This is a genomic window from Serratia sp. OLAL2 (assembly GCF_002752475.1).
Lineage (GTDB): Bacteria > Pseudomonadota > Gammaproteobacteria > Enterobacterales > Enterobacteriaceae > Serratia > Serratia bockelmannii.
On record NZ_MSTL01000001.1, the window covers coordinates 16,409 to 42,400 of the forward strand.

The 25,992-nt window shown below is 59.4% G+C and carries 19 protein-coding genes; 1 reads left to right on the forward strand and 18 read right to left on the reverse strand.

The genetic code is table 11. From position 1 onward, the window contains the following. Positions 1-96 precede the first annotated feature (96 nt). The 11 genes from speB to speA all read right to left on the reverse strand — a co-directional run bounded on the left by speB (position 97) and on the right by speA (position 12,118). The gene (gene speB / locus BVU99_RS00095) at positions 97-1,017 is read right to left on the reverse strand and encodes an agmatinase (protein WP_004937606.1); all 921 of its coding nucleotides are present in this window, start codon (positions 1,015-1,017) and stop codon (positions 97-99) included. 366 nt (positions 1,018-1,383) lie between these two features. Beyond that, positions 1,384-1,932, reverse strand: a complete 549-nt coding sequence (locus BVU99_RS00100; RefSeq protein ID WP_080350776.1) for a fimbrial protein — start codon at positions 1,930-1,932, stop codon at positions 1,384-1,386. A gap of 38 nt (positions 1,933-1,970) precedes the next feature. Further along, positions 1,971-2,531, reverse strand: coding sequence for a fimbrial protein (locus BVU99_RS00105; RefSeq protein WP_080271270.1), 561 nt, complete (start codon positions 2,529-2,531; stop codon positions 1,971-1,973). Between the two features lie 252 nt (positions 2,532-2,783). Next, positions 2,784-3,308, reverse strand: coding sequence for a fimbrial protein (locus BVU99_RS00110; RefSeq protein WP_089181272.1), 525 nt, complete (start codon positions 3,306-3,308; stop codon positions 2,784-2,786). A gap of 42 nt (positions 3,309-3,350) precedes the next feature. Further along, the gene (locus tag BVU99_RS00115) at positions 3,351-3,893 is read right to left on the reverse strand and encodes a hypothetical protein (protein WP_089181273.1); all 543 of its coding nucleotides are present in this window, start codon (positions 3,891-3,893) and stop codon (positions 3,351-3,353) included. A gap of 11 nt (positions 3,894-3,904) precedes the next feature. After that, entirely contained in the window at positions 3,905-4,825 is a 921-nt protein-coding gene (locus BVU99_RS00120) for a fimbrial protein (RefSeq protein ID WP_099817676.1), read from the reverse strand. A gap of 10 nt (positions 4,826-4,835) precedes the next feature. Continuing rightward, positions 4,836-7,364, reverse strand: coding sequence for a fimbria/pilus outer membrane usher protein (locus BVU99_RS00125; protein WP_099817675.1), 2,529 nt, complete (start codon positions 7,362-7,364; stop codon positions 4,836-4,838). Positions 7,365-7,411: 47 nt separating this feature from the next. Continuing rightward, positions 7,412-8,086, reverse strand: a complete 675-nt coding sequence (locus BVU99_RS00130) for a molecular chaperone (protein ID WP_025304211.1) — start codon at positions 8,084-8,086, stop codon at positions 7,412-7,414. A gap of 99 nt (positions 8,087-8,185) precedes the next feature. Next, positions 8,186-8,698, reverse strand: a complete 513-nt coding sequence (locus BVU99_RS00135) for a fimbrial protein (protein WP_099817674.1) — start codon at positions 8,696-8,698, stop codon at positions 8,186-8,188. Positions 8,699-8,831: 133 nt separating this feature from the next. After that, positions 8,832-9,323, reverse strand: a complete 492-nt coding sequence (locus BVU99_RS00140; protein WP_049208784.1) for a fimbrial protein — start codon at positions 9,321-9,323, stop codon at positions 8,832-8,834. 818 nt (positions 9,324-10,141) lie between these two features. Then, positions 10,142-12,118, reverse strand: coding sequence for a biosynthetic arginine decarboxylase (speA, locus tag BVU99_RS00145; protein WP_004937600.1), 1,977 nt, complete (start codon positions 12,116-12,118; stop codon positions 10,142-10,144). Positions 12,119-13,016: 898 nt separating this feature from the next. Here speA and metK point away from each other — a divergent pair. Continuing rightward, a complete protein-coding gene (gene metK / locus BVU99_RS00150; protein WP_016926681.1) occupies positions 13,017-14,171 on the forward strand; it encodes a methionine adenosyltransferase in 1,155 nt (384 codons plus the stop codon). Between the two features lie 122 nt (positions 14,172-14,293). Here metK and BVU99_RS00155 read toward each other — a convergent pair whose 3' ends face one another. The 7 genes from BVU99_RS00155 to hrpB all read right to left on the reverse strand — a co-directional run bounded on the left by BVU99_RS00155 (position 14,294) and on the right by hrpB (position 25,982). Further along, positions 14,294-14,446, reverse strand: a complete 153-nt coding sequence (locus tag BVU99_RS00155; RefSeq protein ID WP_004937610.1) for a Hok/Gef family protein — start codon at positions 14,444-14,446, stop codon at positions 14,294-14,296. 305 nt (positions 14,447-14,751) lie between these two features. Then, complete coding sequence (gene fhuB / locus BVU99_RS00160; RefSeq protein ID WP_099817740.1) at positions 14,752-16,740, reverse strand: Fe(3+)-hydroxamate ABC transporter permease FhuB; 1,989 nt, start codon at positions 16,738-16,740, stop codon at positions 14,752-14,754. After that, on the reverse strand, positions 16,737-17,645 hold the full coding sequence (fhuD, locus tag BVU99_RS00165; protein WP_049296224.1) for a Fe(3+)-hydroxamate ABC transporter substrate-binding protein FhuD: 909 nt from the start codon (positions 17,643-17,645) through the stop codon (positions 16,737-16,739). Before fhuD ends, fhuB begins: the two co-directional genes overlap by 4 nt. Beyond that, positions 17,645-18,442 (reverse strand): Fe3+-hydroxamate ABC transporter ATP-binding protein FhuC, encoded by a 798-nt coding sequence (gene fhuC, locus BVU99_RS00170; protein ID WP_099817512.1) that lies wholly within the window; start codon positions 18,440-18,442, stop codon positions 17,645-17,647. Before fhuC ends, fhuD begins: the two co-directional genes overlap by 1 nt. Positions 18,443-18,489: 47 nt before the next feature. Beyond that, complete coding sequence (gene fhuA / locus BVU99_RS00175; protein ID WP_099817513.1) at positions 18,490-20,682, reverse strand: ferrichrome porin FhuA; 2,193 nt, start codon at positions 20,680-20,682, stop codon at positions 18,490-18,492. A gap of 250 nt (positions 20,683-20,932) precedes the next feature. Further along, on the reverse strand, positions 20,933-23,425 hold the full coding sequence (mrcB, locus tag BVU99_RS00180) for a bifunctional glycosyl transferase/transpeptidase (protein WP_025304218.1): 2,493 nt from the start codon (positions 23,423-23,425) through the stop codon (positions 20,933-20,935). A 118-nt stretch (positions 23,426-23,543) separates the two neighbouring features. After that, positions 23,544-25,982 (reverse strand): ATP-dependent helicase HrpB, encoded by a 2,439-nt coding sequence (hrpB, locus tag BVU99_RS00185; RefSeq protein WP_210403902.1) that lies wholly within the window; start codon positions 25,980-25,982, stop codon positions 23,544-23,546. Positions 25,983-25,992: the final 10 nt, after the last annotated feature.

The window sequence follows — 25,992 nt, forward strand, 5'->3', positions numbered from 1 at the left end:
CAGACTGAAAATCTCAGTGCGGATGGCGACAAATGAAATAAAAAAAGCGGCCCCCATACAATGGAAGCCGCTTTTTCAGCGAGGAGTGGTCTGGCGTCAGGCGTGTTTCTTGGCCGCCTGCAGGTACAGCATCTCCAGGCCCAGGGTCGCCGCGGCCAGCGCGGTGATCTCGGACTGGTCATAGGCCGGCGCCACTTCCACCACGTCCATGCCGACGATGTTCAGCGACTGCATGCCGCGTACCAGCTTCAGCGCGCGATCGGAAGTCAGGCCGCCGATCACCGGCGTGCCGGTGCCCGGTGCGAACGCCGGATCCAGGCAGTCGATGTCGAAGGTCAGGTACACCGGCATATCGCCGACGATGCCTTTGATCTGGGTCAGCAGGTCGTCCACGCTGCGATCGTTCACCTGCGCGGCGTCCAATACGGTAAAGCCGTTGTCATGATCGAACTCGGTACGAATACCGATCTGCACCGAGTGGTGCGGATCGATCAGGCCTTCATTCGGCGCATGGTAGAACATGGTGCCGTGGTCGAACTTGCTGCCGTTGGCGTAGGTATCGGTATGGGCGTCGAAGTGCACCAGCGCCAGTTTGCCGAAATGCTTGGCGTGCGCGCGCAGCAGCGGCAGGGTGACAAAGTGGTCGCCACCGAACGAGAGCATGCGCTTACCGGCCTTCAGCAGTTTCTCCGCGTGCGCCTGCAGCTTGTCGCTCATGTCCTGCGCATCGCCGAAGTTGAACACGATGTCGCCGCAGTCAACCACGTTCAGCCGATCGCGCAGATCGAAGCTCCACGGCCAACGGTTGCCTTCCCAGGCCAGGTTGGTGGACACCTGACGGATGGCCGCCGGGCCATGGCGGCCACCGGCGCGACCGGAGGTCGCCATGTCAAACGGAATGCCGGTGATGACCCACTCTGCATCGCTGTCGTAAGGCATGAAGTTCAGCGGAAAGCGCAGGAAACCAAAGGCGTTGGACACTAATGAATTATCGGACTGATGGCCTAAGGTGCTCATAGTAAACCCTCGTAGTTCAACAAGTTGCCGGGCGCAGACGCCGGGCCGTTACAAAAAAAAATCCCTCCCGCGTCGTTAGCCCGACGAGAAAGGGATTTATTCGATGTGTGTTTCGGTGCTACCGATACGGCAGATTATGGCCGCATTTTGTTCATGCTTCAAGGGGATGATGCGCGCAGGCTGGCGGCCATATCAATCGTATTCTCCCCGGCTGATGAGGCAGATAATAGACATCACTGCGCCTGAAAAAGTCGGAAATAAGCGCCTGGGAACTCGCTCCGTTACCGCCGCGAATTATTTTGGGTAGCTTTACTTTGCTATCAATAGCATCAGCCCGACAGTTTTTACGCCATCGGGCTGGGTAACTCAATAGTAAAACAAATCAATTTGGGTAGTCAGATTGGCGGTACCGGGCGTAACCTTATCATTGAGGGCGACATACCGTGCCGCGTACTTCAGGGTTACCTCACCGCCAGAGTTTGGACCAAAGTAAGCTCCACCCTTTTCATTGGGGGTAACGAAATAATCATAACTGCCTCGAAATTCTTTAGCTATCTTAACTGCGACCCCCGATGCCACACTGTCTTGATCCAAAACAAAAGATTGATGATCCCCCGTCGCTGCTGTGCCTGAAAAACGCACTCCAACGCTAGTATCGCCATTAGTCGGACAACCGGTCGCTTTTAATTCAAACAACACTGGCGAACTCAGGCTCCCGGTTTTAGCCAGCTGACTGCGGTTGATATCCCCCAGCGGCACGCGCATATTTTTGCTGGCAGCCGTCAGGTTGCAGGTAAACTGAATAAACTTCACTTTAGTTTTGATGGTGCCGTCTGCTGCCTGTGCCGCACAGGCCAGGCCAATCAGGCAAATGGACAAGCCCTGAGCGATGCCTTTGATTGCTTTATTCATCATATTTTCCTTCGCTGTCCTAAAAATAGGCCATGGCGGGTTTAGTTATAAAGAATGCTGAACTGAATAGTACTCGTCGCCTCACCAAGTGGGATGGACTGGCTCCCCCCGCCCCCATTAAGCCAACGTAGCATCACACCAAAATCAAGCTCATTCACACTGCCGGAACCGCTGTTTTCCAGCTCATAAGGCTGCGATTCACCGTTAACTTTAATATCAGTATCAATAGGATACCGATTGTATATCGTGAACCCTACGTTCTGTGCAGCTCCCGGCTGCCCCTGATTATCGGGGGCGAAAATATACTCGTTACCGCTAATAGCGGTACCTTCAAATCTAATCTTCACCTGCTTAGCCCCCGAAGGGCAATCCAGAAGCCTTATAGTTTCCCAATAACCTCTGCCACCCAATGAGGAATTACCTGCCTGCACACCAAAATCCACCATGATATTCTTCGACTCGGCGGCGACTACACAGGCATTCTCCACCACCCGCCCGGTCACATTAATATTCCCATCCGCTGCGTATAACGACGGGGATAATATTGCTGCACTGAATAATGTCAGCAGTGGCATTCTTTTTCTTACTGTTGCTATCATCATTAATTTCCTTATATGTCTGATAATGCCAAACAATCATCGTGCTGAAACAGGCCCGGTTATTATGGATAAACCAGGCTAATCTGCGTGGTCAGGTTGGCGCTGCCGGGGATGACCGTTTGCGCCTTCGTGGCAATATAGGCAGCCGCGCCGCTGATTTACTTTTTACTCTCGCCACTTTCCTTATTACTGGATAACAGCCTTTTATTCTGATGATATCGATAAGCCGACGCAGGGGGTGGCGGGTGGCGTTATTTAGTCATAGACCAGATTGAGTTGAGCGGTGGCGTTTGCCGTGCCGGGTGTTACCTTATCGGTTAAAGCGATATATCGTGCATTAAATGGTTTAGAAAAAGAACCATCATTTCTTGGGATAACTCCATACCCATAACTTGCATTAGGAATTTTGACATACTCCTCGTAAGGGGAAACATCGGCCACCTGTACCCCAACCCCCTCGGCAACGGAGCCACTGCCTAATGCAAAGGCTTTATTATTTTGGCCGGCAGCAACGCCATCAAAGCGGAAAAATACGGCCAAGCCTGGGGCACAGTCGGTTGCTTCAACGGTAAAATCAACCGGCTTGCTAGTCGCACCAATTGATGTCAGCTCGGTACGGGAAATATTCCCCAGCGCTACCTGCATATTTTTGCTGCCTGCGGTTAAATTGCAGGTGCCATGAGCAAGCGTTAATTCCATATCCACGCTGCCGTCTGCAGCATAAGCGCTAAAGGCCAATCCGCCCCCCACCAGCAGCAGCCCCTTGATGATATTTTTCATTAGCTGTTCCTTATCTCAATAAAAACGAAATTCAATAATCCATCATGGGTAAATCAGGCTAAACTGTAGGCGAGTACGAGCAACCCCTGCAGTAGGCATTTTGTTATCGGTGGTATATCCCGTACTGAATTTAAGCTCATTCACCGCCCCTTTTTTCAATTCAATAGCTGGGCTGAACTCATTTACCCCCAGCAAATTTTGAAATGCAACTTCCCCTGACTTTTGAATTATAAAACCCACATTTTTAGCGGCATCGGGTTGATCGCTATTATCGGTGGCAAAAACTTTTCCTGAGTATTTTTGGGTATTAGCCAACGTCCCTTCAAACCTGATGCGTACCTGGCTAATGCTGTCCGGGCAGTCCGCCAACTGCACATAGATATAGCCAGCGCCCCCTAACCAAGTCGCAATGGTAGCGCTCTGCACCCCCTTATTCACCTTCTGGTTTTTAGAACTGGCATCCAGCACGCAGCTGCTTTCGGTGACTCTGCCAGTCACATTAATATTCCCATCCGCCGCCTGCAGCGGCGGTGCCAGCATGGCGGCGCCGAGCAGCGTCAGGGGCAGTGCTATTTTTCTCATCATTATCTTCATCCTTATTGGTAGGTGAGGCTAAAGGTTGCTACCGCGTTGGCCTCGCCGGCGGCGATCTGCGGTTGCGTTTGGTAATAACGGGCGCTGAACGGGTAGCTGCGCAGCCCCTGTAAGGCCGTTTCCAGCGGCAGCCGTTCCCCCAGCGCCAGCGGCGCGCCGCGGTAGAGCAGCTGTACCCCGACGCCGCGCGCGCTCTCCTGCGCTTCGGGGTGGGTCAACGCCAGCACCCCGGGCGCGTCGCCGCCTGCGGCGATGCCGTCGAACTGAACATTGACCCGGGCGCCGGCGTCGCAGGCCAGATCCAGCAGGAACGGCTGCTCGCCGCGCGTGCTGCCCACGCCGCGAAAATCGCTGCGCGCCACCTCGCCCAATGCCACCGTGCGATGGCGGCCGCCCTGCAGCTCGCAGGCCAACCGGATAATAGCGACCGGTTTTTGCAGGGCGATATCCAGCACCGGCAGCCCATTAACCGTGCGCCGAGCCAGCGTTTCCGTCGTCAACACGCCGGAGACCAGCGGCCCGGTCACCACCAGCCGCAGGCTGATTTGCCGTTTTCCGGCGGCAATGGCGCCGCTCGCCGGCCAGCCATCTCTGAAAGCGGCATCGGTATCCAGCGCATAGCCCAGCCCGCTAATCGTGGTGCCGTAGACCGCGCTGTTGCCGCTTTTCAACCCACTGTCGACGCCCTGCAGATTCAGCCGGGCGTCCTTCGCCTCCGCGCAGGGCGCCAGCGACGCGGCCTGCTGCACCTGGCGCGTGCCCTGCCACACCACGCTGCCGACCGGCAGATCGCGTTGCAGCGTCTGCGGCGGAATGTCGAACAGCAGCCGTTCCGGGTTGCCGGCCGGCAGGCATTCCGCTCCCCAGGCGCCGCCCGCCGCCCACAGCCCGCACAGGCCGAGCATCCATACTCCCGCTTTCATCCTTTGCTCCTTAACGGCACTCGGCCGCTATCTCTGGGATCTCCGGGCCGGCAGTTTCCGGCAGGCCGTAGACGACCTGGCATTGCTGGTCCGGTTGTTTGCCCCACTGCACGTGCAGCATGCCGTTGGCCGGCATGCCGGCCAGGAACAGCTGCCCGCCGTCGCCGACGATGCTGCCGTCACCGCCTGCGCCTGCCAGCGTGGCGATCGCACCAAACGGCACCGGCCGGCCGTCGGCGCGCGTCAGCGTCATCATCATCCGTGCACCGACCTTGGTTTGATAATCCGCCAGCACCACCGCGCCGCGGGTCGGGATCACCGTCTGGCTGGTCAGCCCCAGCTCCACGTCGTCCGCGAGGGTGGTCGGATCCAGTGCAATCGCGTTCTGGCGATAGGCGGAGAGGTAAGGCACCACCGCATAGCCGCGGCTATCGGTTTTCACCCCCACCTGATTCACCACGCTGACCCCGCCGGCACCCGGCGCGCGCACCAGCGCCACCGTATCGTTAAGCGGTTGCGACAGCGTCACCCCGCCGGCATGCAGCAACACCCCGCCCTGAACGTCGTAATTCAGCCGCTGGCGCTGGCCGTCGTGGCTCAGCCCGGCGCCGAGCAGCGCCTTGCTGCCGCGATAACCCAGCGTCAGATTGCCATTCTCGCCTTCGCCCTGATTGCCATAGCCGCCGGTTATCCCCCAGTTCAGGTTGTCGCCTTCCAGCGCGGTGCCGTTCAGCCCCAGCGTCTGCAACGTTTTGCCGTTGTTGCTATTGCTGATGCCATAACCGGCCCAGGTGTTGTGTGCCCACAGGTTCAGTGGAATGCTGACATTCAGCGCCACGACGCGATCGGTCTGAGCCTGATAGCTCTGGTTCTGACTGTAGTTAAGGCCATAGCTCACCCCTTTGATGCTGCCGTTGTAGCCCAGGCTGACGGACTGGCGCTTGCCTTGTTCCCCCCAGCGCCGATCTTCCGCCAGGCTCAAGAACAGTGAGCCTGGCAGCGGCCCCAATCCCTGCTGCAGCGAAAGTTCTTTACGGCTGCGGGTCGCGCTGTTGCTTGTCCTATCGCGGGGTTGCATCGCCTGTTGCAACGTGGTGTAGCCTTCGCTGGCATGGCGATAACCGGCCAGGCTCAGCTGGGTGCCGGTGAGCGGGAAGCTTTTTTCATAGCGCAGGCGCCACATGTTGCCCTGCCGATCGTCCCCCTGAACGGCCTCCTCCGGCCGCCGGGCCCAGCTTTGCGTCATATCCAGCGACAACGCGCCGGCGCGGCCCAGGTTTTGCCCCACGCCCAGCGCCAGCGAACGGTAACGATTGGCCCATTGGCCACCGCCATACAGCGTGGCGCCGAGCGGCAGGCCGTAGATCAGCGTGCCCTGCATAAACTTCTCGTCATCGGCGCTCGCGTCCTGCGCACGGTATTGCCCGGCGGCCAGGCCGTAGCTGAGCCGCCCTTCGCGTTGCAGCACCGGCAGCGAGGCAAACGGCACCAGCAGGCGCTGTTCCGTACCGTCGCTTTCCTTGATGGTGACATCCAGATCGCCGCTGCCGGAAACCGCATACAGATCGCTGATTTCAAAGGCGCCCGGCGGCACATAGCGCTGATCGACCACCACGCCGTTCTGGCGAATGATCACCTCCGCATTGCTTTTGGCGATGCCGCGCACCACCGGCGAGTAGCCGCGCAGGCTGTCCGGGTACATCTCTTCCACCGAGACCAGCTGTACGCCGCGCAGCGGCAGCGAATCGAAGATATCGCCCGGCGTGGTGGCATCGCCCAGCGTCAACAGCCCGTTCAGCGGGGTGATGTCTCGCTGTACATAGCTGTTCAACGTGCGCCAGTGCGCCTCTCCCTGACCGTTCCGGTTCCACACGCCGTCATGCCGCAACCGCCAGGCGCCCCAGTTGGCGCCGTTGCGCAGGTTGACGAAATAGCTGCTTTCATTGCCGCCCCCCTGCCGGCTGCGATCGTGCGCCCCACGCAGGGTATAGTTGCTCAGCAACGCCGGAATGCCGCTGTCCCACTGCTCCGGCGGCACGTAGCCGCGCGCCTGGCGTTTTAACGCCGCCTGCGGGATGCTCAGCTTCAACTGCTGTTGCTCGAACAGCAGTTCCGTTCGGGCGCCGGGAATGACCTGCGGCAAGTTGATGCACGCATCGGAGGGTTTCAGCGCGGGAAAGGCGGCCAGATCCACGCCAAAGCCCTGCAGATCTTCCCATTTCAGACAAGGAACCAGACGTTCTTTGCCCTGTTCGTCCGGCTGCAGAGAAAAGGCCAGCGTGCGAGTATCCAGCCGCTGCTCGTTGAGAAACAGATCAACGCGATACTCCCCCGGCGGCTGTTTCTCCTCATCGGTGAACAGCGCCAGATCCACTTCGGTTTGCGGCGTATTGCCTATCTGCAATAAAGCCGAGCTAAAACGGTATTCCGCCTGCGCTACGCCGCTGTACATCAGCAGGCCGGCAAGTTGCCAGGCCAACGGCGTCAGCCGATATTCGCTGCGCCGCCCAGATAGGCAGCGCGCTGTTTTGCTGTTCATGTTTCACATCCCTGTTCACACCGCGCCCCTGGCTATCAACCGAGCCATCACAACGCTTGTTGGTGCTGAGCGCTCAGGCCGCCGTAGTCGTTGATCACCTGCCAGCTCACCTGTTTGCCGGTGGCTGAAGGCGGCAGGGTATAGGCCAGCGTGGCGAACGGCGCCACCATCTGCGGCTCCTTGATTTTTTCACCGGCGACCGAGACCGTAGAGAAACTCAGGTAGTAGGGGGAATCATTGATCGCTTTCAGCGTGTTGCCGCTGCGCTCCCAGCGCACTTTCCCGGCCGCCTCTTCCGGCGAGCCGGGCAGCGACGCCGGGCGATAGAAAAGTTTGATGCGGGTACGCACCGCGATTTGCAGGTGGTTGCCTTTGCCTTCCGCCTCCGGTGGCACCGTTTTGACGCTGAACCAGAATACCGACTCGCGATCCTCCGGCAGCGGCTGGGCGGTTTTCACCACCCGCAGCGTATTCTCTTTGCCGCCGTTCAGGCGAAACAGCGGCGGCGTGACCAAGAACGGCGCCTTGACGTTGCCTTCCAGATCCGCATTGACCCACGATTGCACTAAGTAAGGGATGTCGTCCGGGTTTTTTACCGTGATGGTCGCTTCTTTCTTGCCGCCGGGATACACCAACCGGGTGCCGCCGATCACCACGCCAGCAGCAGCCTGAAAACTATTGATTAACAGCGCGGCGCACAGCGCCAAATAGACAGCCTTCATTATTGTGCATTCCCTTGATGTTGTGATTAAGTCGTTCTATTAACAAGTTACCGCCACAGAATGCGTATTCCATCGATCAATAAAGCCAAGTCAGATAGATTAGTTATACAAAACGCTGAATTGTATAGTGGCGTTAGCCGCACCGGCGGTGACTTTATCTGTTGATCTGTAGCGTGCCGCAAAAGACAGGCGATTCTCACCCTCATTCAGCGAAAATTTCTCCGAAGTACCACCAGGTACAATCGATTGTTTTCCCCAACCACTCTCACTTATTGCAATAAGTTCTAAGGCTATACCAGTGGCGCCGCCAGAGATAAGTTGGAATAGATTTTTATTGTTGGAATCTGCCTCGCCATCCAGCTGTACAGTAGCCGCCTTGGTATTTGCCGGACAATCTTTCAGCTCCAAGAAGAACGCTGTTGCATAACCCCAATCTCCCACGTGTTCAAAATCAGCCGCAGCCGCGTCCCCCAGACGCACATCCAGAGTTGGGCTCACCAAACAAGCGTTATCAATAATTTTTCCAGTAACGTTAATCACACCATCGGCGGCAAACGCAGAGGAGCAGAGCGCCGTACACGCCAGCATAGAAGCAACCAGATACTTTTTCATCGAAGTCCCCTAAAACACATTTTTGTTTTTCAAATACCCCACTCCTCACCCGCAAAAGCCTTCCGCCCGATGAGAATTTAACGAATTACCGGCGAAAACGTGTTTCACCGGTAAATTAACGCCGGATAGAAAATTAGTTATACGCAACGCTGAATTGAATAGTCGTGTTAGCATCACCGGCGGTGACTTTATCCGTTGATTTATAAGCCGCCTCGAATGTCAATACATTGTCACCCTCATACAGCTTGAATTCCTTGGTGCTGCCCGGCCCCATCCTTTCACCTGGCGCAGCAATACGCAGCGCCAGGCCAGTTGCACCACCGTCATTCAGTTTGAACAGCTCGGTGTTGTTGTCGTCCGCCGCGCCGTCCAGGGTCACTTTGGCACTGCTCAGGTTAGCCGGGCAATCTTTCAGCTCCAGATCAAATTTCCGGGCACCGGATTCATCTCCCACATTCTTAAACGCCGCCGCCGCCACATCCCCCATCTGCACGTTCAGCGTCGGGTTAACCACACAGGCGTTATCGATGATTTTACCGGTGAAGTTAATCACACCATCGGCGGCAAACGCCGAGGAAGAGATCGCCGCACAGGCCAGTGCGGAAGCTACCAGATACTTTTTCATATAAGTCCCTTATATTATTTAAACCACTAAGTTATATGTCGATATACATAATTGATCGTGGCGTGAACACCACGCTTACTGCGCATCGCTGTTACCGATGCCAATATATTGCGCATCACGCACGATAATATGGGCGCCATGCATGAAGTCATCATTATAAAACCTAAGGAATGTCATTAGTACTCAGAAACCCACCAAGGATACTAAGACATTTTAAAAAATTAATTCAACCAAAAATAAAAAATGAACAAAAAACAGGACCGCACATCATAATTAACGAATTTACTTTTTTAAAAAATCAGAATCATGCCCTATCAACAGGAATACCTAAATATAGAAAAAATACAACTCACTATAAAACAAGGAGATTAGCATCGCTCACCAAAAGACCAAACCATATGCATAATGAATTAAAAACTTAAAACCATCACAAGTACAACACATAATGAAAGATAAACTGATCAATTATCGTATTTATAATGAACACAAATAACTAATATTGATTATATTTTTTAATTTAAAAATCTAATTTATGAATGAAAAGGTTAATTTCAGAGATTTCTTGTATTTAGGAAGTAAATTTATTGGAAGGATAACTTCAATAAAAAAGATGAAAGAAAACAGACTGTTCGTAACGCGTTGAGCTCACTGCTGCAGAGTTAGGCGTGGTATCAGGGCGGCAAAAGCCCGGTACGCTCTGCGCCGCCGTTCGAACGGCAGCATAGCTGTCTGCAACCTACACGCCATCCGTAACATAGTCGTGCAACAGAAAAGAAAAGGCCAGGCGCCTTAACGACGCCCGGCCTTTCTTCATTTCATCACTCGTCTTCCAGATACGTATAACCGTACAGACCGGCCTCAAACTCTTCCAGGAACTGCGCCTGCAGCTCGCTGTCCAGATCGGTTTCTTTGACCTGATCGCGGAACTTGGACAGCAGCGCGCTCGGATCCAGCTGCACATACTCCAGCATGTCCGCCACGGTATCGCCCTCGTCGGACAGCTCGGTCTCGACGCTGCCGTCCGGGAACACGTACACGTCAACCGAGGCGGTGTCGCCGAACAGGTTGTGCATGTTGCCAAGGATCTCCTGGTACGCGCCGACCATGAAGAAGCCCAACGCCGGCGGGTTCTCCGGATCGTATGGCGGCATCGGCATGGTGGTCGCCACGCCGTCGCCGTCGACGTAATGATCGATGGTGCCGTCGGAGTCGCAGGTGATGTCGAGCAGCACCGCACGGCCTTCCGGCGGCTTATCCAGCCCTTCCAGCGGCAGCACCGGGAACAGCTGGTCGATGCCCCAGGCATCCGGCATCGACTGGAACAGCGAGAAGTTGACGTAGAACTTGTCCGCCATGCGCTCTTGCAGTTCGTCGATGATAGGACGGTGCGCGCGGTTGCTCGGATCGAGCTGCTGCTGGATCTTGTTGCAGATGTTCAGATACAGCTGCTCGGCCCAGGCGCGCTTGGTCAAGTCCAGCATGCCGTGCGCGTATTGGGTATGCACGTCGTGCAGATCCATCTGGCTGTCGTGCAGCCATTCGCGCAGCGAGCGGCGGTTCTCCGGCTCGTTCATTTCCAGCCAGGTTTCCCACATGCTTTCCAGCGCGCGCGGCGCGTCGGCTTCCGGCGGCTGCGGTTCGCTGAACTCGTTGCGCTCGACGCCAATCACGTTGGAGACCAGCACCGTGTGGTGCGCGGTCACGGCGCGACCGGACTCGGTGATCACCGTCGGGTGCGGCAGGCCGTGTTCGTTACAGGCGTCGCCGATGCCCCAAATCACGTTGTTGGCATATTCGTTCAGGCCGTAGTTGACCGAGCAATCGGACTGCGAACGGGTGCCTTCGTAGTCGACGCCCAAGCCGCCGCCCACGTCAAAGCACTGAATGTTGACGCCCAACTTGTGCAGCTCAACGTAGAAGCGCGCCGATTCGCGCACGCCGGTGGCGATGTCGCGAATATTGGCCAGCTGCGAACCCAAATGGAAGTGCAGCAGCTGCAGGCTGTCGAGGCGGCCCGCTTCACGCAGGGTCTCCACCAGCTTCAGCACCTGCACCGCCGCCAGACCAAACTTGGATTTTTCGCCGCCGCTCGACTGCCATTTGCCGGAGCCTTGCGATGCCAGACGCGCACGCACGCCCAGGCGCGGTATGACGTTCAGCCGCTCGGCCTCTTCCAGCACCAGGTTGATCTCGGACATCTTCTCGATCACCAGGTACACCTTGTGCCCCAGCTTTTCCCCGATCAGCGCCAGACGAATATATTCACGATCTTTATAACCATTACAGACGATCACCGAGCGGGTCATGCCGGCATGCGCCAGCACCGCCATCAGTTCGGCCTTGGAGCCGGCTTCCAGCCCCAGCGGTTCGCCGGAGTTCACCAGCGATTCAATCACGCGGCGGTGTTGGTTCACCTTGATCGGATACACCAGGAAATAACCGCCCTGGTAGCCGAAGGATTCACGCGCGCGTTTGAACGCGGCGTTGATAGAGCGCAGGCGATGCTGAAGGATCTGCGGGAAGCAGAACAGCGCCGGCAGACGTTGGCCGTCTTGCTGGCGCGTTTTCACCAGTTCTGCCAGATCGACGCGCGCCTGCGGGACATCCGGATCCGGGCACACGCTGATATGGCCCAGCTCGTTGACGTCATAGTAATTGTTGCCCCAGTAGGCGACGTTATAAGTACGCAGCATCTTGCTGGCATTACGATCATTCATGGCAACCTCCTGCATGGAGCGCAAAGATAAAGACTCGCCCGCAACCGGCGGGCGGTGAATCAACAGATCATCAGACATGGTTCGCCTCACATTCCCTACTGACGAAACCGTCAGCCACTATCGCAGCTACAACCCGCGAGAACAACCCAACAAGCCGCGCCGGCGGCAGCGAAGAGAACTGCCGTTCGCGGTCAGCGATCGGTTTATCACTCATATAATTGTAAGACACCCTGTTCAAACCTCGTGAATCGGGCCAAGAAACATCCCACAGGAAGGCTGCAGGCTACCCTTGTTCAGTTCTTCAGACGACCGTTAGCCGGCCCGAGAATCCTGAGTAGCGGCCAAGTGTTTATCGCACCTGGTAAGTGACAGAGAGACAAGACGGGAAATAGCAGAAGAATGTGCGCCAGAACGGCACTGCTGTTGAGAACCAACAACCGGTAGACAACGGATCATTAATCCAACCACCTCCACGCGCGCCGTTCGGAGTGAACGACCCAGCCTCTAAATATAGTGTAAGAACGTGACCGTTCGATGAAGCGGCGAACGCCCGCGACGGATAATAGCGCAACGCTGGCGAATGCAAAGCGGAAGTTTATCGCACCTTCCCCCACGCCAGACCGCCGTACTGTGCAGCAAATGAACCGCGCGCGCAGTTTATACCGGTAAGCAGGTGAAAAAGCAAAATGAAAATTTGCCGAAAACTGTTTCAAGCGATGAAAATGGCGCCAACCCGTTTGCGCAAAAGAGCGAAAGCGCAAAAAATTACTGGCAATCTGGCTAAACCCTGACCTAAAATAGACGTCCAGATGTTAATCCATCTATACTGGTTAACTGATAAACTGCTTAACGGCTTTGCCTGAGGGGCGTTGCAGGATGCATCTCGCGCCATCAGCGGAAGACCCTTCGCTTCGATGCCGGATCTCCAGCGCTGTGCAGTAATTTCTAACCCGTCTTATGCAAGGTAAAGAACACAATGGCTAAACACCTCTTCACGTCCGAATCCGTCTCCGAAGGACATCCAGATAAAATCGCCGACCAGATCTCCGATGCCGTCCTCGACGCCATCCTGGAACAAGATCCGAAAGCGCGCGTCGCCTGCGAAACCTACGTGAAAACCGGCATGGTGCTGGTCGGCGGTGAAATCACCACCAGCGCCTGGGTCGATATCGAAGAGATCACCCGCAAGACCGTGCGCGAGATCGGCTACGTTCATTCGGACATGGGCTTTGACGCCAACTCCTGTGCAGTATTGAGCGCCATCGGCAAGCAATCCCCAGACATCAATCAGGGCGTTGACCGTACCGATCCTCTCGAGCAGGGCGCCGGCGATCAGGGCTTGATGTTTGGCTACGCCACCAACGAAACCGACGTGCTGATGCCTGCACCGGTCACCTACGCGCACCGTCTGGTGCAGCGCCAGTCCGAAGTGCGTAAAAACGGCACCCTGCCGTGGCTGCGCCCGGATGCGAAGAGCCAGGTGACCTTCCAGTACGACGACGGCAAAATCGTCGGCATCGACGCCGTGGTGCTGTCCACCCAGCACTCAGAAGACATCTCGCTGAAAGATCTGCAAGAAGCGGTGATGGAAGAGATCATCAAGCCGGTGCTGCCGGCGGAATGGCTGACGGCGGGCACCAAATACCACATCAACCCGACCGGCCGTTTCGTTATCGGTGGCCCGATGGGCGACTGCGGCCTGACCGGCCGTAAGATCATCGTCGACACCTACGGCGGCATGGCTCGCCACGGCGGTGGCGCCTTCTCCGGTAAGGATCCGTCCAAGGTTGACCGTTCCGCGGCTTACGCGGCGCGCTACGTGGCGAAAAACATCGTTGCCGCCGGCCTGGCCGATCGCTGCGAGATTCAGGTGTCTTACGCTATCGGCGTAGCGGAACCGACCTCCATCATGGTGGAAACCTTCGGTACCGAGAAAGTGCCAACCGAACAGCTGACGCTGCTGGTGCGCGAATTCTTCGATCTGCGCCCATACGGCCTGATCCAGATGATGGATCTGCTGCAGCCGATCTACCGCGAAACTGCCGCCTACGGCCACTTCGGCCGCGAGCACTTCCCGTGGGAAGCGACCGACAAAGCCGCACTGCTGCGCGATGCCGCCGGCCTGAAATAAGCCCCGACATCAACATGAAAACGGCGAGCCAAGGCTCGCCGTTTTTTTTGAACGGATGGGTGCTCCTGGATCAACGCATCGACTGCCGGCGGCGGAGGCAAAGCCCCCGCCGCCGGGTTGCCTTACCGTTCGGATTCGTAAGCCAAAATGGCCGCAACCTCCGTAGTGCCCGATCGGATACGCAGCTCACACAGCGTGCTGCGGGTTATCCATGCCAGTGATATTACCGTGGCACAAATAACCACCAATTTTAACAGGCTCCGTTTGTTCGGCATCATGCCTTCTTCTCCTTGCCTCGCGGCGGGTAAGAGGCTAACTTAACGTTGTCGTGCGTTAGAGTAGGCCTCGGGTTGATGGATATCGACTCGGGGCTTTTCTCTTTGTATCTTTCACGCAGGCTCCAGAGACAAAGATCCAGAGCACCCGCCCGCAGTATATTCACCTCCCCCTCTCTTCCCACGTTCCTTTTCACGTTAAATGTCTTTCTTGCGTAGCGGCACGCAACGCCTTGCAAAGCGTTGAAAAAAGGCCCAGCAACGCAGGGCCATTGAGGGCAGAGAAAGCAAGGTGGGAGCGAGGCTTACGACGTCTGCTTACGCAACAGATAAACGAAGTACGGCGCACCGATAAAGGTCGCCAATAACCCGGCGGGGATCTGATACGGGAACAGCAGCATACGCCCGCACCAGTCGGCAAACACCATCAGCAAGCCGCCCAGCAGCGCGGCGATCACCATCTGCGGCAGCGCGCGGCGGAAGCCCAGCATACGCGCCATATGCGGCGCCATCAGCCCGACAAAGCTCAGCGGCCCGACGGTCAGGGTCGCCATGGCGGTCAGGGTGGCAGCCAGCAACAAAATGGTCAACCGCGCCGGCGTCAGCGCAATGCCCACCGAGCGGGCGGTGGCGCCGCCGAGCGGCAGGATGGTCAACCAACGGCGGCACAGCGGCGCCAATACCATCAGGCCGGCGGCCACCAGCGCGGTACGCAGCGCCTGCGCCGGCTCCACCGAATAGGTCGAACCGGAGAGCCAGGTCAGCAAGCCCCCCATACGCGGATCGCCGCTGGCCAACAGCAGGAAGATGACGGTAGTAAAGGCGGTGCTGAGCGCGATACCGGCGAGCAGCATGCGTTCCGTCGAGAAACCGCCGCGGCCTGCGGCGATCATGATGATCAGCAGCGTAGCGGCCGCTCCCAAACTGCCGGCGGGCAGCAGCCAAACGAAGGCGTCGCCCGGCACCATAAACAGCATCATCACGACGCCAAAAGCGGCGCCGGAGCTGATCCCCAACACTTCCGGGCTGGCCATCGGGTTGCCGGTCAATTTCTGGATCAACGTGCCGGCGACCGCCAGCATCATGCCCGCCGCCAGCGCCGACAGCACCCGCGGCCAGCGCCACGGCAGCAGGGAATCCAGCTCCGCACCCAGGCTCCAGTGCCAACCGCCGGCATTTTTGCCCAGCATCAGCGCCAGCGTCAGACCGATCAGCAATACGAGGCCACCCAGCAGGATCCAGCCGGGCAGATTCCCGCGCTCGGCAGGCACCTTGTCGCCAAGGTTCATCGGCGGCGGCGTGGTGGCGCTGCGCAAACGCGGCAACAGCCACAGCAGCAGCGGTGCGCCGAACAGCGCAGTGGCCGCGCCGGTCGGGATCTCACGCCACACCTGCGTCACCCCGAGCATCACCTGATCGGTCAGCCACAGCAGCAGCGCCCCCAGCAACGGCGCCAACATCATGCGGTGCGCCAGGCGGCGCGCGCCCAGCATCTTCGCCATCAGCGGCGCAAACAGGCCGATAAAGCCGATAATGCCCACCGCACTCACCAACATGGCGCTGAAGATAATGGCCAGCCCCAAGGCGCAGAAGCGCGCCATCGATAGCCCCAACCCCAGGTTGCGCGCCACGCCGTCGTCCAGCCCCAGCAGCGTCAGCGGGCGCAGCAACAGCGCCGCCAGCAGGCCTGCCACCAGCAAACGCGGCAGGAGGAACTGTACGGCGCTCCAATCCTGTTGGTTCAGCGCGCCGGTGCCCCACAGGAACATGCCCTGCAGCTGATCGTAATGAAACAGCGCCAACAAGCTGTTGACCGCGCCGCAGTACAGTCCCAACACCAGCCCGGCCAGAATCAGCGTCACCGGCGACATCCGCTTGCCCCAGGCGACGCCGAACACCAGCCCGCCCACCACAATCGCACCCACCATAGCGGCCAGCTGGCGGGTAAATTCGCCCCCCGGCAGCACCCACAGCGTGGCGATGGTCAGGCCGAGCTGCGCACCGGCGGCCACGCCGAGCGTCGACGGTTCCGCCAACGGATTGCGCAACACCTGCTGGAACAGCACGCCGACCAACCCCAGGCCGGCGCCGGCCAACAGCGACACCGTCAACCGAGGCAGCAGGCTGTAATGGAACAGCATTTGCCGCACGTCGTCGATGTCCGGCGTGCTGAGCGCCCGCGCCCATTGCGCCGGCGGCAGCTGCTGCGTCAGGTTGTATATCGTCAGGCCACCTGCCGCCGCCAGCAACAGCAGGATCAGCGTCAGCGGTAATTTCCGGATGCCAGCATTCATGCCGCACTCTCCTGAGCCTGTGCCAACAGGCGGCAAAACCGCATCGTCGACAGCGTGGCGCCATAGAACCACACCGCCGGCACCTGCCGCAGCTGGTTTTGCCGCACGAAGGGCAATGACTGCCACAGCGGCGTCGCGCTGACCTTGTCCATCATCGCCTGATTGCCGTGATCGAGATAGATGACTCGGGCGTTACGCACCGTGGCCAACCGTTCAATCCCCACCACCGCCGTGCCCCAAAAGTCGGTTGGCTCCTGCCAGGCATTGCGGATGCCCAGTTGGTCCATCGCTTCCTGGAACAGGCTTTTCTGGCCGATGATCAACGCATGGCGCGTGTCTATCAGGGAAAACAGCAGCAACGGTTGGCGGGTGTAGCTTTGCAGGCGCTGACGCGCGTCCTGCATAAAGCGGTCGAACTGCGCCAGGTGGTTTACCGCCCGGCTTTCTATGCCCAACCGCTGGCCCAGCGCCAGCAGCGACTGGCGGGCGACGGTCAGCGGTTTGCCGCTGCCGTCGTTGAAGCCGAAGCTCATGGTTGGCGCGATGGGTTGGATTTTTCGCGGCGTCGGGCCATAGCCCTGCGACAGCAACACCAGCGAAGGCTGGAGCTGCTGCAGCAGTTCGAGATTCGGTTCGGTGCGCTGGCCGACGTCGACCACCGTCGCCGGCAGCTTCGGCTCCGCCACCCACAGGTTGTAGTTATGCACATCGGCCACCGCCAGCGGCGTCACGCCCAATGCCAACAGCAGCTCGATCGGCAGCCATTCCAGCGCCGCAACGCGCGCGATATCCGGCGGCGCCTCCGCCGCCCGCCCGGGCAACGAACCCAACAGCGGCGACAGCGCGAGCGCCATCAACAAACGGCGGCGCAGCGGATCGTGAGAAGAAGTGAATGCAGAGGACATCAGTAGACAAAACTCACCGGCGCGCCGCCGCTCGGATGCGGCAACGTGCCCATAGGAATACCGTAAATTTGCTCCAGCACCGGCCCCTGCATCAGCTCCAGCGGGCCGCCCTGTGCGATCATTTCACCGCCGCGCAGTGCCACCAAATGGTCGCAGTAGCGCGCCGCCATGTTGATGTCGTGCAGTACGGCGATCACCGTGAGATCGCGTTCGCGGCTCAAGCGCTGGATCAGCGCCAGCACCTCGACCTGGTGCGCGATATCCAGCGCCGACGTCGGTTCGTCAAGCAGCAGGCAGCGGCTGTCCTGCGCCACCATCATCGCTAACCAGGCGCGTTGGCGCTCGCCGCCGGACAGGCTGTCCACCAGCCGGTTGGCGAACGGCTTCAAGCCCACCAGCGCGATGGCCTCTTCCACCTGTTGACGATCGTTGGCGCCAAAACGCCCCAGCGCGCCATGCCACGGATAACGGCCGACGGCCACCAGCTCGCGCACCGTCATGCCTTCCGCCGCCGGCAACTGCTGCGGCAGGTAGGCCACCTGGCGGGCGAAGGATTTGCTGTCCCACTGCGCCAACGGCTGCCGATTGAGCAAGACCTGGCCGCCGCTGGGCGCATGGTGCCGCCCGAGCAGTTTCAACAGGGTGGATTTACCGGAACCGTTATGGCCGATCAGGCCGCAGACTTTGCCCTGGGGAAAACTGAGCGACAGCGGTTGCAGCAGCACCCGGCCGGGGACGGCGAAGCTGGCGTTATCCAGCGCAAAGGCCGCGCCGGGATTAAGAAGTTTGTCCTGCATAGATCCTGCTTTGTCCGGGGCGACGCGGCGCCGCCCCGGCTATCCGGTTAGAAACGGAAGGTTGCGGTGGCGACCACCTGGCGTTCTGCGCCCCAGTAGCAGGCGTAGTCGCGGTAGCAGCTCGACACGTAAGTCTTGTCGAACAGGTTGTTGATGTTGACGCCCACGGACGAGCCCGGCAGGCCAAAGCGCGCCAAATCGTATTTAATGGTCGCGTCCACCAGCGTGTAGTCCGGCACCTTGAAGGTGGTGTTATCGCTGTTGAAGCTCGAGCTGGAGCCGACGTAACGCACACCGGAACCCAGCGTCAAACCGCTCACTGCCGTTTCGTGGAAAGTATAATCCGCCCACAGCGACGCCATGTGTTTCGGCACTTCGACGGTCGGTTTGCCCTGATAGGTGTTGTCCTTGGTGTACTTCGCATCGGTATAAGTATAGGAGGCGATCAGGTTGACGTTGGCATTCAACGCCGCCTTGGCTTCCAGCTCCACACCGCGCGAACGGATCTCGCCGCTCTGCACGCTGAACTGCGCGTTATCCGGATCCGGCGTCAGGTTGTTGTTCTTGGTCAGTTGATACAACGCACCAGTCAGCACGATTGGGCGATCCTTCGGCACGTATTTCACACCGGCTTCATACTGCTTGCCGATCGAGGGCTTAAAGGTCTGGCCATTGATTGACGTATCGAGGGTCGGTTCAAACGACTCGCTGTAGCTGAAATACGGCGTCACGCCGTTGTCGAACAGGTAATTCAATCCGCCGCGCCAGGTAAACTGCCCATCGGAGCGTTCGTTGGTGTACCCGAGAACGCGGTTATTGGCCGACGTTTTCGCCCAGTCATAGCGCCCGCCCAGCGTCAACAGCCACTGGTTCCACTCCCCTTGCTCCTGCACATACAAACCGGTTTGCTCCTGACGGTTCAAGTACTTGTATGGGAAGTTGATATTGACCACATCATTGCCATACTGCGGCCGGGTCATGCTCAGGCCGTCTGTGGAACCATAGTCGGAATTGATATCGTTGCGCATACGCGAATAATCTACGCCAAACAACAACGTATGGTCGATATCGCCGGTTTTCACCTTCGCCTGTGCCTGAGTATCAACCGCAAAATTGTTCAGGTGCTCTTTCGACTGAACGTAAGCGCGATTGATCGTCGTCGGTGATGACAAGCCGAATCCATAGATGCTCTTCATATCGGTGTCCACCTGCATATAACGCAGGTTCTGGCGCACCGCCCAGGTATCGTTGAAGGCGTGTTCGAAACTGTACCCGATCATCCGCTGCTTGCGCGCCATATAGTTGCTGGCTTCGCCTTCGTTGAAATCGGTCGGCAGTTTGCTGCCGTCCGGCAATGGGATCAGCGTGCCCTGCTTCGGCAACCAGCCGTAATAACCGGTATAGGGATCGTTTTGAATGTTGGCCAGCAGCGTGAAGTTGGTTTTGTCATCCGGGCGCCAGCTAAAGGACGGCGCGATCGCATAGCGCTTCTCTTTGCTCATGTTCTGCTGCGTATCGCTGTCTTTCGCCAGGCCGGTCAGGCGATAGGAATAGATGCCCTGATCGTCCAGCGCGTCGCTGAAATCGAAACCGGTCTGGAACAGGTTATCGGTACCCATTTTGAACTGGATTTCGCGCAGCGGCTCGGTGGTTGGCCGCTTGCTGACCATCGAGACCAAACCGCCCGGGTTGCTTTTACCGTACAGCACCGAGACCGGGCCGCGCAGCAGCTCGGCGCGTTCGAGGAAATAAGGATCGATGGACGCTTCGCTGTAGTTGTCGCCCAGCAACCGCAGGCCATCCAGATACTGGGTGGTGTTGGTAGCCGGGAAGCCGCGGATTGCCATCGCGTCATAGGTCGTGGAGCTGCCGCGGCTGGCGAATACGCCCGGCGCATAGGCCAGAGCACTTTTCACCGTATCCGGCTGGCGCATGTCCATCTCTTCACGCGTCACCACGGAAACGGACTGCGGGTTCTTTTCGATCGGCGTATCGGTTTTGGTGCCGGTGGCGCTACGTTTGGCGACATAGGTGCCGACCGGCCCCCAGGCGCTTTCCTGCTGGGCGGAATTGCTGCCGCCCACAACGGTAATCGTGTCTTCCTTGGCGGCCGGCTTGGCGTCGGCGGAAAAAGCCGGCATCGCCAGCGTGCCTAACGCCGCAGCGACGGTGATCGCTAACGCGCTGACGGGGAGACGGCCCTGCTTGGCCGCGGATGATGAAAGACGCTTGGTCGGCATGATTTATTTCTCTGATGAATTATTAAATGACGAATGTAAACGATAATAATTATTATAAGCGTCGCATTTTATGCAGAAGCCAAATTAAACTGCAAGCCGAATTCATAGGGCAAATAGGTTAAGGATTAGGCGCTTAGCCATGTAGTTAACAGGGAAATAAAACGAGCGGAAAAACAAAAAAGCCCGCAACCAAGGTTACGGGCCTAATAACAAAGAAAAATTTTCACCGGGGCCGACGCCCCGGTAGCGATTACTGACCGAACATATCCTTGATCCAGCCGGCGACGCCATCGCCATCTTTTTGCTCACCCGCCGCCGGTTGCTGCTGTTGCTGCACCGCCGCCTGGCTGGCCTGGCACAATCCCTGCGGATTGTCGGTCCAGACCGGGATGGTGCGCCAGCTGCCGCCGCCGCAGATAAAGTTGCCGGCAGAGTCGATGCTCATCTGGTTTATGCCTTCCGGCGGCTGCAGCATCAGCGGCAGCGGCGTCTGGTTTTCCAGATAGCGGCGATACAGGGTCAACGCGCCGTTGGCGCCGGTCAGCTTGGCCGGGCCGTTGTTGTCGCGCCCCACCCAGGCGATCGCCACTTCCTTGCCGTCGATGCCGGCGAACCAGCTGTCGCGCAGATCGTTGGTGGTACCGGTTTTCGCCGCCAGGTTGTAGTTCGGGAACTTCACCGACAGCGAGCGGGAGGTCCCGCGCGCCACGCCCTGCTGCATCGCGTACAGCGTCAGGTAAGCGGCCTGCGCCGGCACCATGCGCTCCGCCTGCGGGAAGCTCTGGTACAGCACCGTGCCGTCTTCGGCGATCACCGAACGCACCGCCGACAGCGGCGCACGGTTACCGCCGCTGGCGATGGTCTGGTACTCCTGCGCGACTTCCATCGGCGTCAGGCCGATCGCCCCCAGCAGCATCGAAGGCACCGGATTGATCTCCGCTTTCGGGATCCCCAGGCGTTGCAGCGTGGCGCTGATCTGATCCAGCCCGACCGACAGGCCGAGGTTCACCGTCGGCACGTTCAGCGAGTTGGCCAACGCATCCACCAGCATCACCTGACCGCGGAATTTACGGTCATAGTTGTTCGGCTGCCAGACGGCGCCGTTCGGCTGTTTCAGCGACAGCGGCGCATCCGCCAGCCAGGTGTTGAGGCGGTATTTATCCGGTTCGGACAGCGCGGTCAGGTACGTCGGCGGCTTGGCCAGCGAGCCGACCAGACGGCGCGCCTGCATGGCGCGGTTGAAGCCGGCGAACTGCGGGTTGGCGCCGCCGACCATGGCGCGCACTTCACCGCTGAAGCGATCGACGATCACCATTGCCGCTTCCAGATCCTGCAGGTGGCGCGCAGCGCGCAGCGCCGGGATGCCGTCTTCGACCGCTTTTTCCGCCGCGTCTTGCGACACCGGATCCAGCGTGGTGAAGATCTTCACGCCGGACAGGTCATTGACCTTATCGCCCAGCTTGGTTTGCAGTTCCTGACGCACCATCTGCATAAACGCCGGCTGTGGCGTAATGACGCCGCCTTTCGGCTGCACGCCCAGCGGACGCGCGCTCAGCATGTCATACAGCTCGCCGTCGATCACGCCCTGGTTCTGCAGCAGTTTGAGCACCAGGTTGCGGCGCTCCAGCGCCAGTTTCGGGTTGCGCCACGGGTTATACAGCGACGCGCCCTTGACCATGCCGACCAGCAACGCCTGCTGATCGAGGCTCAGCTCGTCCACCGGACGGCCGAAGTAATACAGGCTGGCCAGCGGGAAGCCGCGGATCTGGTCGCTACCGCTCTGGCCGAGGTACACCTCGTTCAGATACAGCTCCAGGATGCGGTCTTTGCTGTAACGGTAATCCACCAACAGCGCCATATAGGCTTCGTTGGCCTTACGCCACAGCGAACGTTCGTTGGTCAGGAACAGGTTCTTCACCAGCTGCTGCGTCAGGGTACTGCCGCCCTGCACCGCACGACCGGCGGTCAGGTTGGCCAGCACCGCGCGGCCGATGGAGTACGGGCTGATGCCGTCATGCTCATAGAAATGGCGGTCTTCCGTGGCGATCAGCGTGTCTACCAACAGATCCGGGAAACCGGAACGCGGCACGAACAGGCGCTGTTCACCGTTCGGCGACTGCAGCATGGTGATAAGACGCGGATCGAGGCGGAAGAAGCCGAAGCTGCGGCCGCTGTCCAGGTTTTCGATCTTCGCCAAACGGTTGTTCTGGAAATCGAGGCGGGCGCGGATCTGCCCTTCTTTACCATCCGGGAAGTCGAACGGGCGGCGCAGCATTTCGATGCTGTTGGCCTGCACGGTAAACTCGCCCGGGCGCGTCATGCGGCTGACCTGGCGATACTGCATGCCTTCCAGCAGGTTGACCATCTCCTTCTTGCTGTACGGCATACCCGGTTCCAGGTTGACCATGCGGCCGTACACCGCCGCCGGCAGCTGCCAGACTTTACCGTCGATGCGGCTGCGGATCTGCGAGTCCAGGTAGACGCCATAGATTGCCAACAAGACGGCGATCACCAGGATCAGTTTGATAAACAGGCCGAGCCAACGGCGTTTTTTACGCGGCGGAGTCGCTTTTACCTTACGCGGCATGCGTTCCTCCTCCTCTTCATACTCATCATCGTCATACTCGTCTTCTTCGTAATCGTCATAATCGTCGTCTCGGCGACGGCGCGGCGGCTTGCGCGACGCGGTGCTTTTTGGTTGTTTTCCTTTGCGCCCGATGGGCTCGCGGTCATCCCCAGCCATGGCTGTTGTTCTCCGAGCTTGCCGACACTGCCGGCCATGATTAGTCGCTTAATCTGTGCCTACGCCGCAGCGCTGACCAGAAGAAACATCTGAATTCCAAACCTTAAATGATCGCGACCTACTGATATTTCTTCGTTCGGCGCGTCGGTACCGCCGTGGCCGGATCGTCCGGCCAAACGTGTTTAGGGTAGCGGCCCTTCATCTCTTTTTGCACCTCGCGATAGGCGCCTTGCCAGAAGGCCGCCAGATCGCCGGTGATTTGCAACGGCCGGTGCGCCGGTGAGAGTAACTCAAGCACCACCGGGATGCGACCCTCCGCCAACATCGGGCTGCGCTGCTCGCCGAACACCTCCTGCAAACGCACCGCCAGCGCCGGCGGTTTACCCGCCTCATAACGGATCGGTAAGCGGCTGCCGGTCGGCACAGTGTAATGAGTGGGTAGCGCATTATCCAGCCGCTGCTTTTGCTGCCAGTCCAGCAGACGGGACAGCGCCTCGGCGATGTTGACCTGCTTCAATCCGCGCAGATCGCGCACGCCGTTCAGCGACGGCAACAGCCACTGCTCCAGCGCCGCCAGCAGCGGCTCTTCATCCATCGCCGGCCACTCCGCCTCCGGCAGCCAGGCTTGCGCGCACTGCAGGCGCACCCGCAATTGTTCAGCGGCACCCTCCCAGTTGAGCACCGCCAACCCCTGCGCGCGCACCCAGTCGAGCAGCGCCTGCTGCAGCTCTTCGTCCGCCGGTTTGGCCAGCGGCTGAGCGCGCAGCGTCAGACGACCGATCTGCTGGCGCTTCCAGGCGCGCAGCGTCCCCTTCTCTTCATCCCATTCCACCGCCGTGCGCTGCGTGACGATCGCCGGCAGCTGCGCCGCCAGGGCTTCGATGTCCACCGGCAGCGCCAGCAGGATACGCGCATCGGGGCTGTTGTGGCTCTGCAACAGGCTGGGAACGATAAGCCAGGGGGCGCGCGACAGCGCCTCGTCCTGGTTCATCGCCGCGCCCAGGCCGTTGGCCAGCAGGTAGCGGCCGTCCTGGCCACGGCGCTGGGCGATGCGATCGGTAAACGCCTGCGCCAACAGGCGCGGCGCCAGATCGACGTCGACTTGCCCCGCACGTTGCGGCAGGCGTTTGGTCAACTGCGCGGCGCGCTGCCGCCAGTTCGGTTGCGGGCGGCTCAGCCAGTAGTCGATATCCATCTGCCCGCCGCGCGGCGGTTCTTCCAGCAATGCCGCCAGCAACGCCGCCGTCGCCAGGCCGTCGGCGCTCAGTGCCGCCCCGGCGACCAGCATCGCCGCCAGCCGCGGCTCGCACCCCAGCGCGGCCATCTGGCGCCCCGGCGCGGTAAGTTTGCCGCCGTCATCCGTGGCTCCCAGCCGGTGCAACAGTGCCCTGGCCGCTGCCAATGCCGCCGCCGGAGGCGCATCAAGCCAGGTCAGCTGCGCCGGATCATGGCACCCCCACTGCAACAGCTCGAGCCAGAAGCCGGTGAGATCGCTCTGTAAAATTTCCGGTTCGGCATGTTCCGCCGCGCGCTCCGCCTGTTCTTTGGCGAACAGATGCCAGCAAAGGCCCGGCTCCAGGCGCCCGGCGCGCCCGGCACGCTGCACCATTGAGGCCTGACTGATGCGCTGCGTCGCCAGCCGCGTCAAACCGTTGCGCACGTCGTAACGCGCCACGCGTTCCAGGCCGCTGTCCACCACCAGCCGGATACCCTCGATCGTCAGGCTGGTTTCGGCGATGTTGGTCGCCAGCACCACCTTGCGGCGGCCAGGTGCCGCCGGCTGAATCGCTTTTTGCTGTTGCGCCAAAGGCAGGGCACCATACAGCGGGCAAAGATCGGTATCGCTCGCCACCTCGCCGGTCAATCGCTCCAGCACCCGATTGATCTCCGCTACGCCCGGCAGGAACAACAGCAAAGACCCCGGCTGTTCGGCCAGCATGCGCTTCACCGCCGCCGCTACGCCATCCTCCAGCCGCTGATGGCTGGCCAACGGCTGATATAAACGTTCAACCGGAAAGCTGCGTCCCTCTGACACCACCACCGGTGCCTGCGGCAACAGCTGCGTCATACGGACGTTGTCCAGCGTGGCCGACATGATCAGCAGTTTCAGATCGTCGCGTAGCCCTTGCTGCACGTCGAGCAGCAGCGCCAGCGCCAAATCGGCCTGCAGACTGCGTTCGTGAAATTCATCGAGGATCACCAGCGACACGCCCTGCAGCTCGGCATCCTGCTGCAGCATGCGGGTGAGAATGCCTTCCGTCACCACTTCCAGCCGGGTCTGCGGCCCGCTTTTACTTTCGGCGCGCATGCGGTAGCCCACGGTCTGGCCGGGCTCCTCCCCCAGTTGCTGTGCCAGGCGGTAAGCGACGTTTTTCGCCGCCAGCCGCCGCGGCTCCAGCATGATAATGCGCCCCGGCAATCCGGCCTTAGCCAGGATCTGCAGCGGCAACCAGGTGGATTTACCGGCGCCGGTCGGGGCGTGCAACAGCACCTGAGGAGCGGACTGCAGCGCAGCCAGCAACTCATCAAGCACCGCGCTGACGGGCAATGAAGACACTGAACTCTCC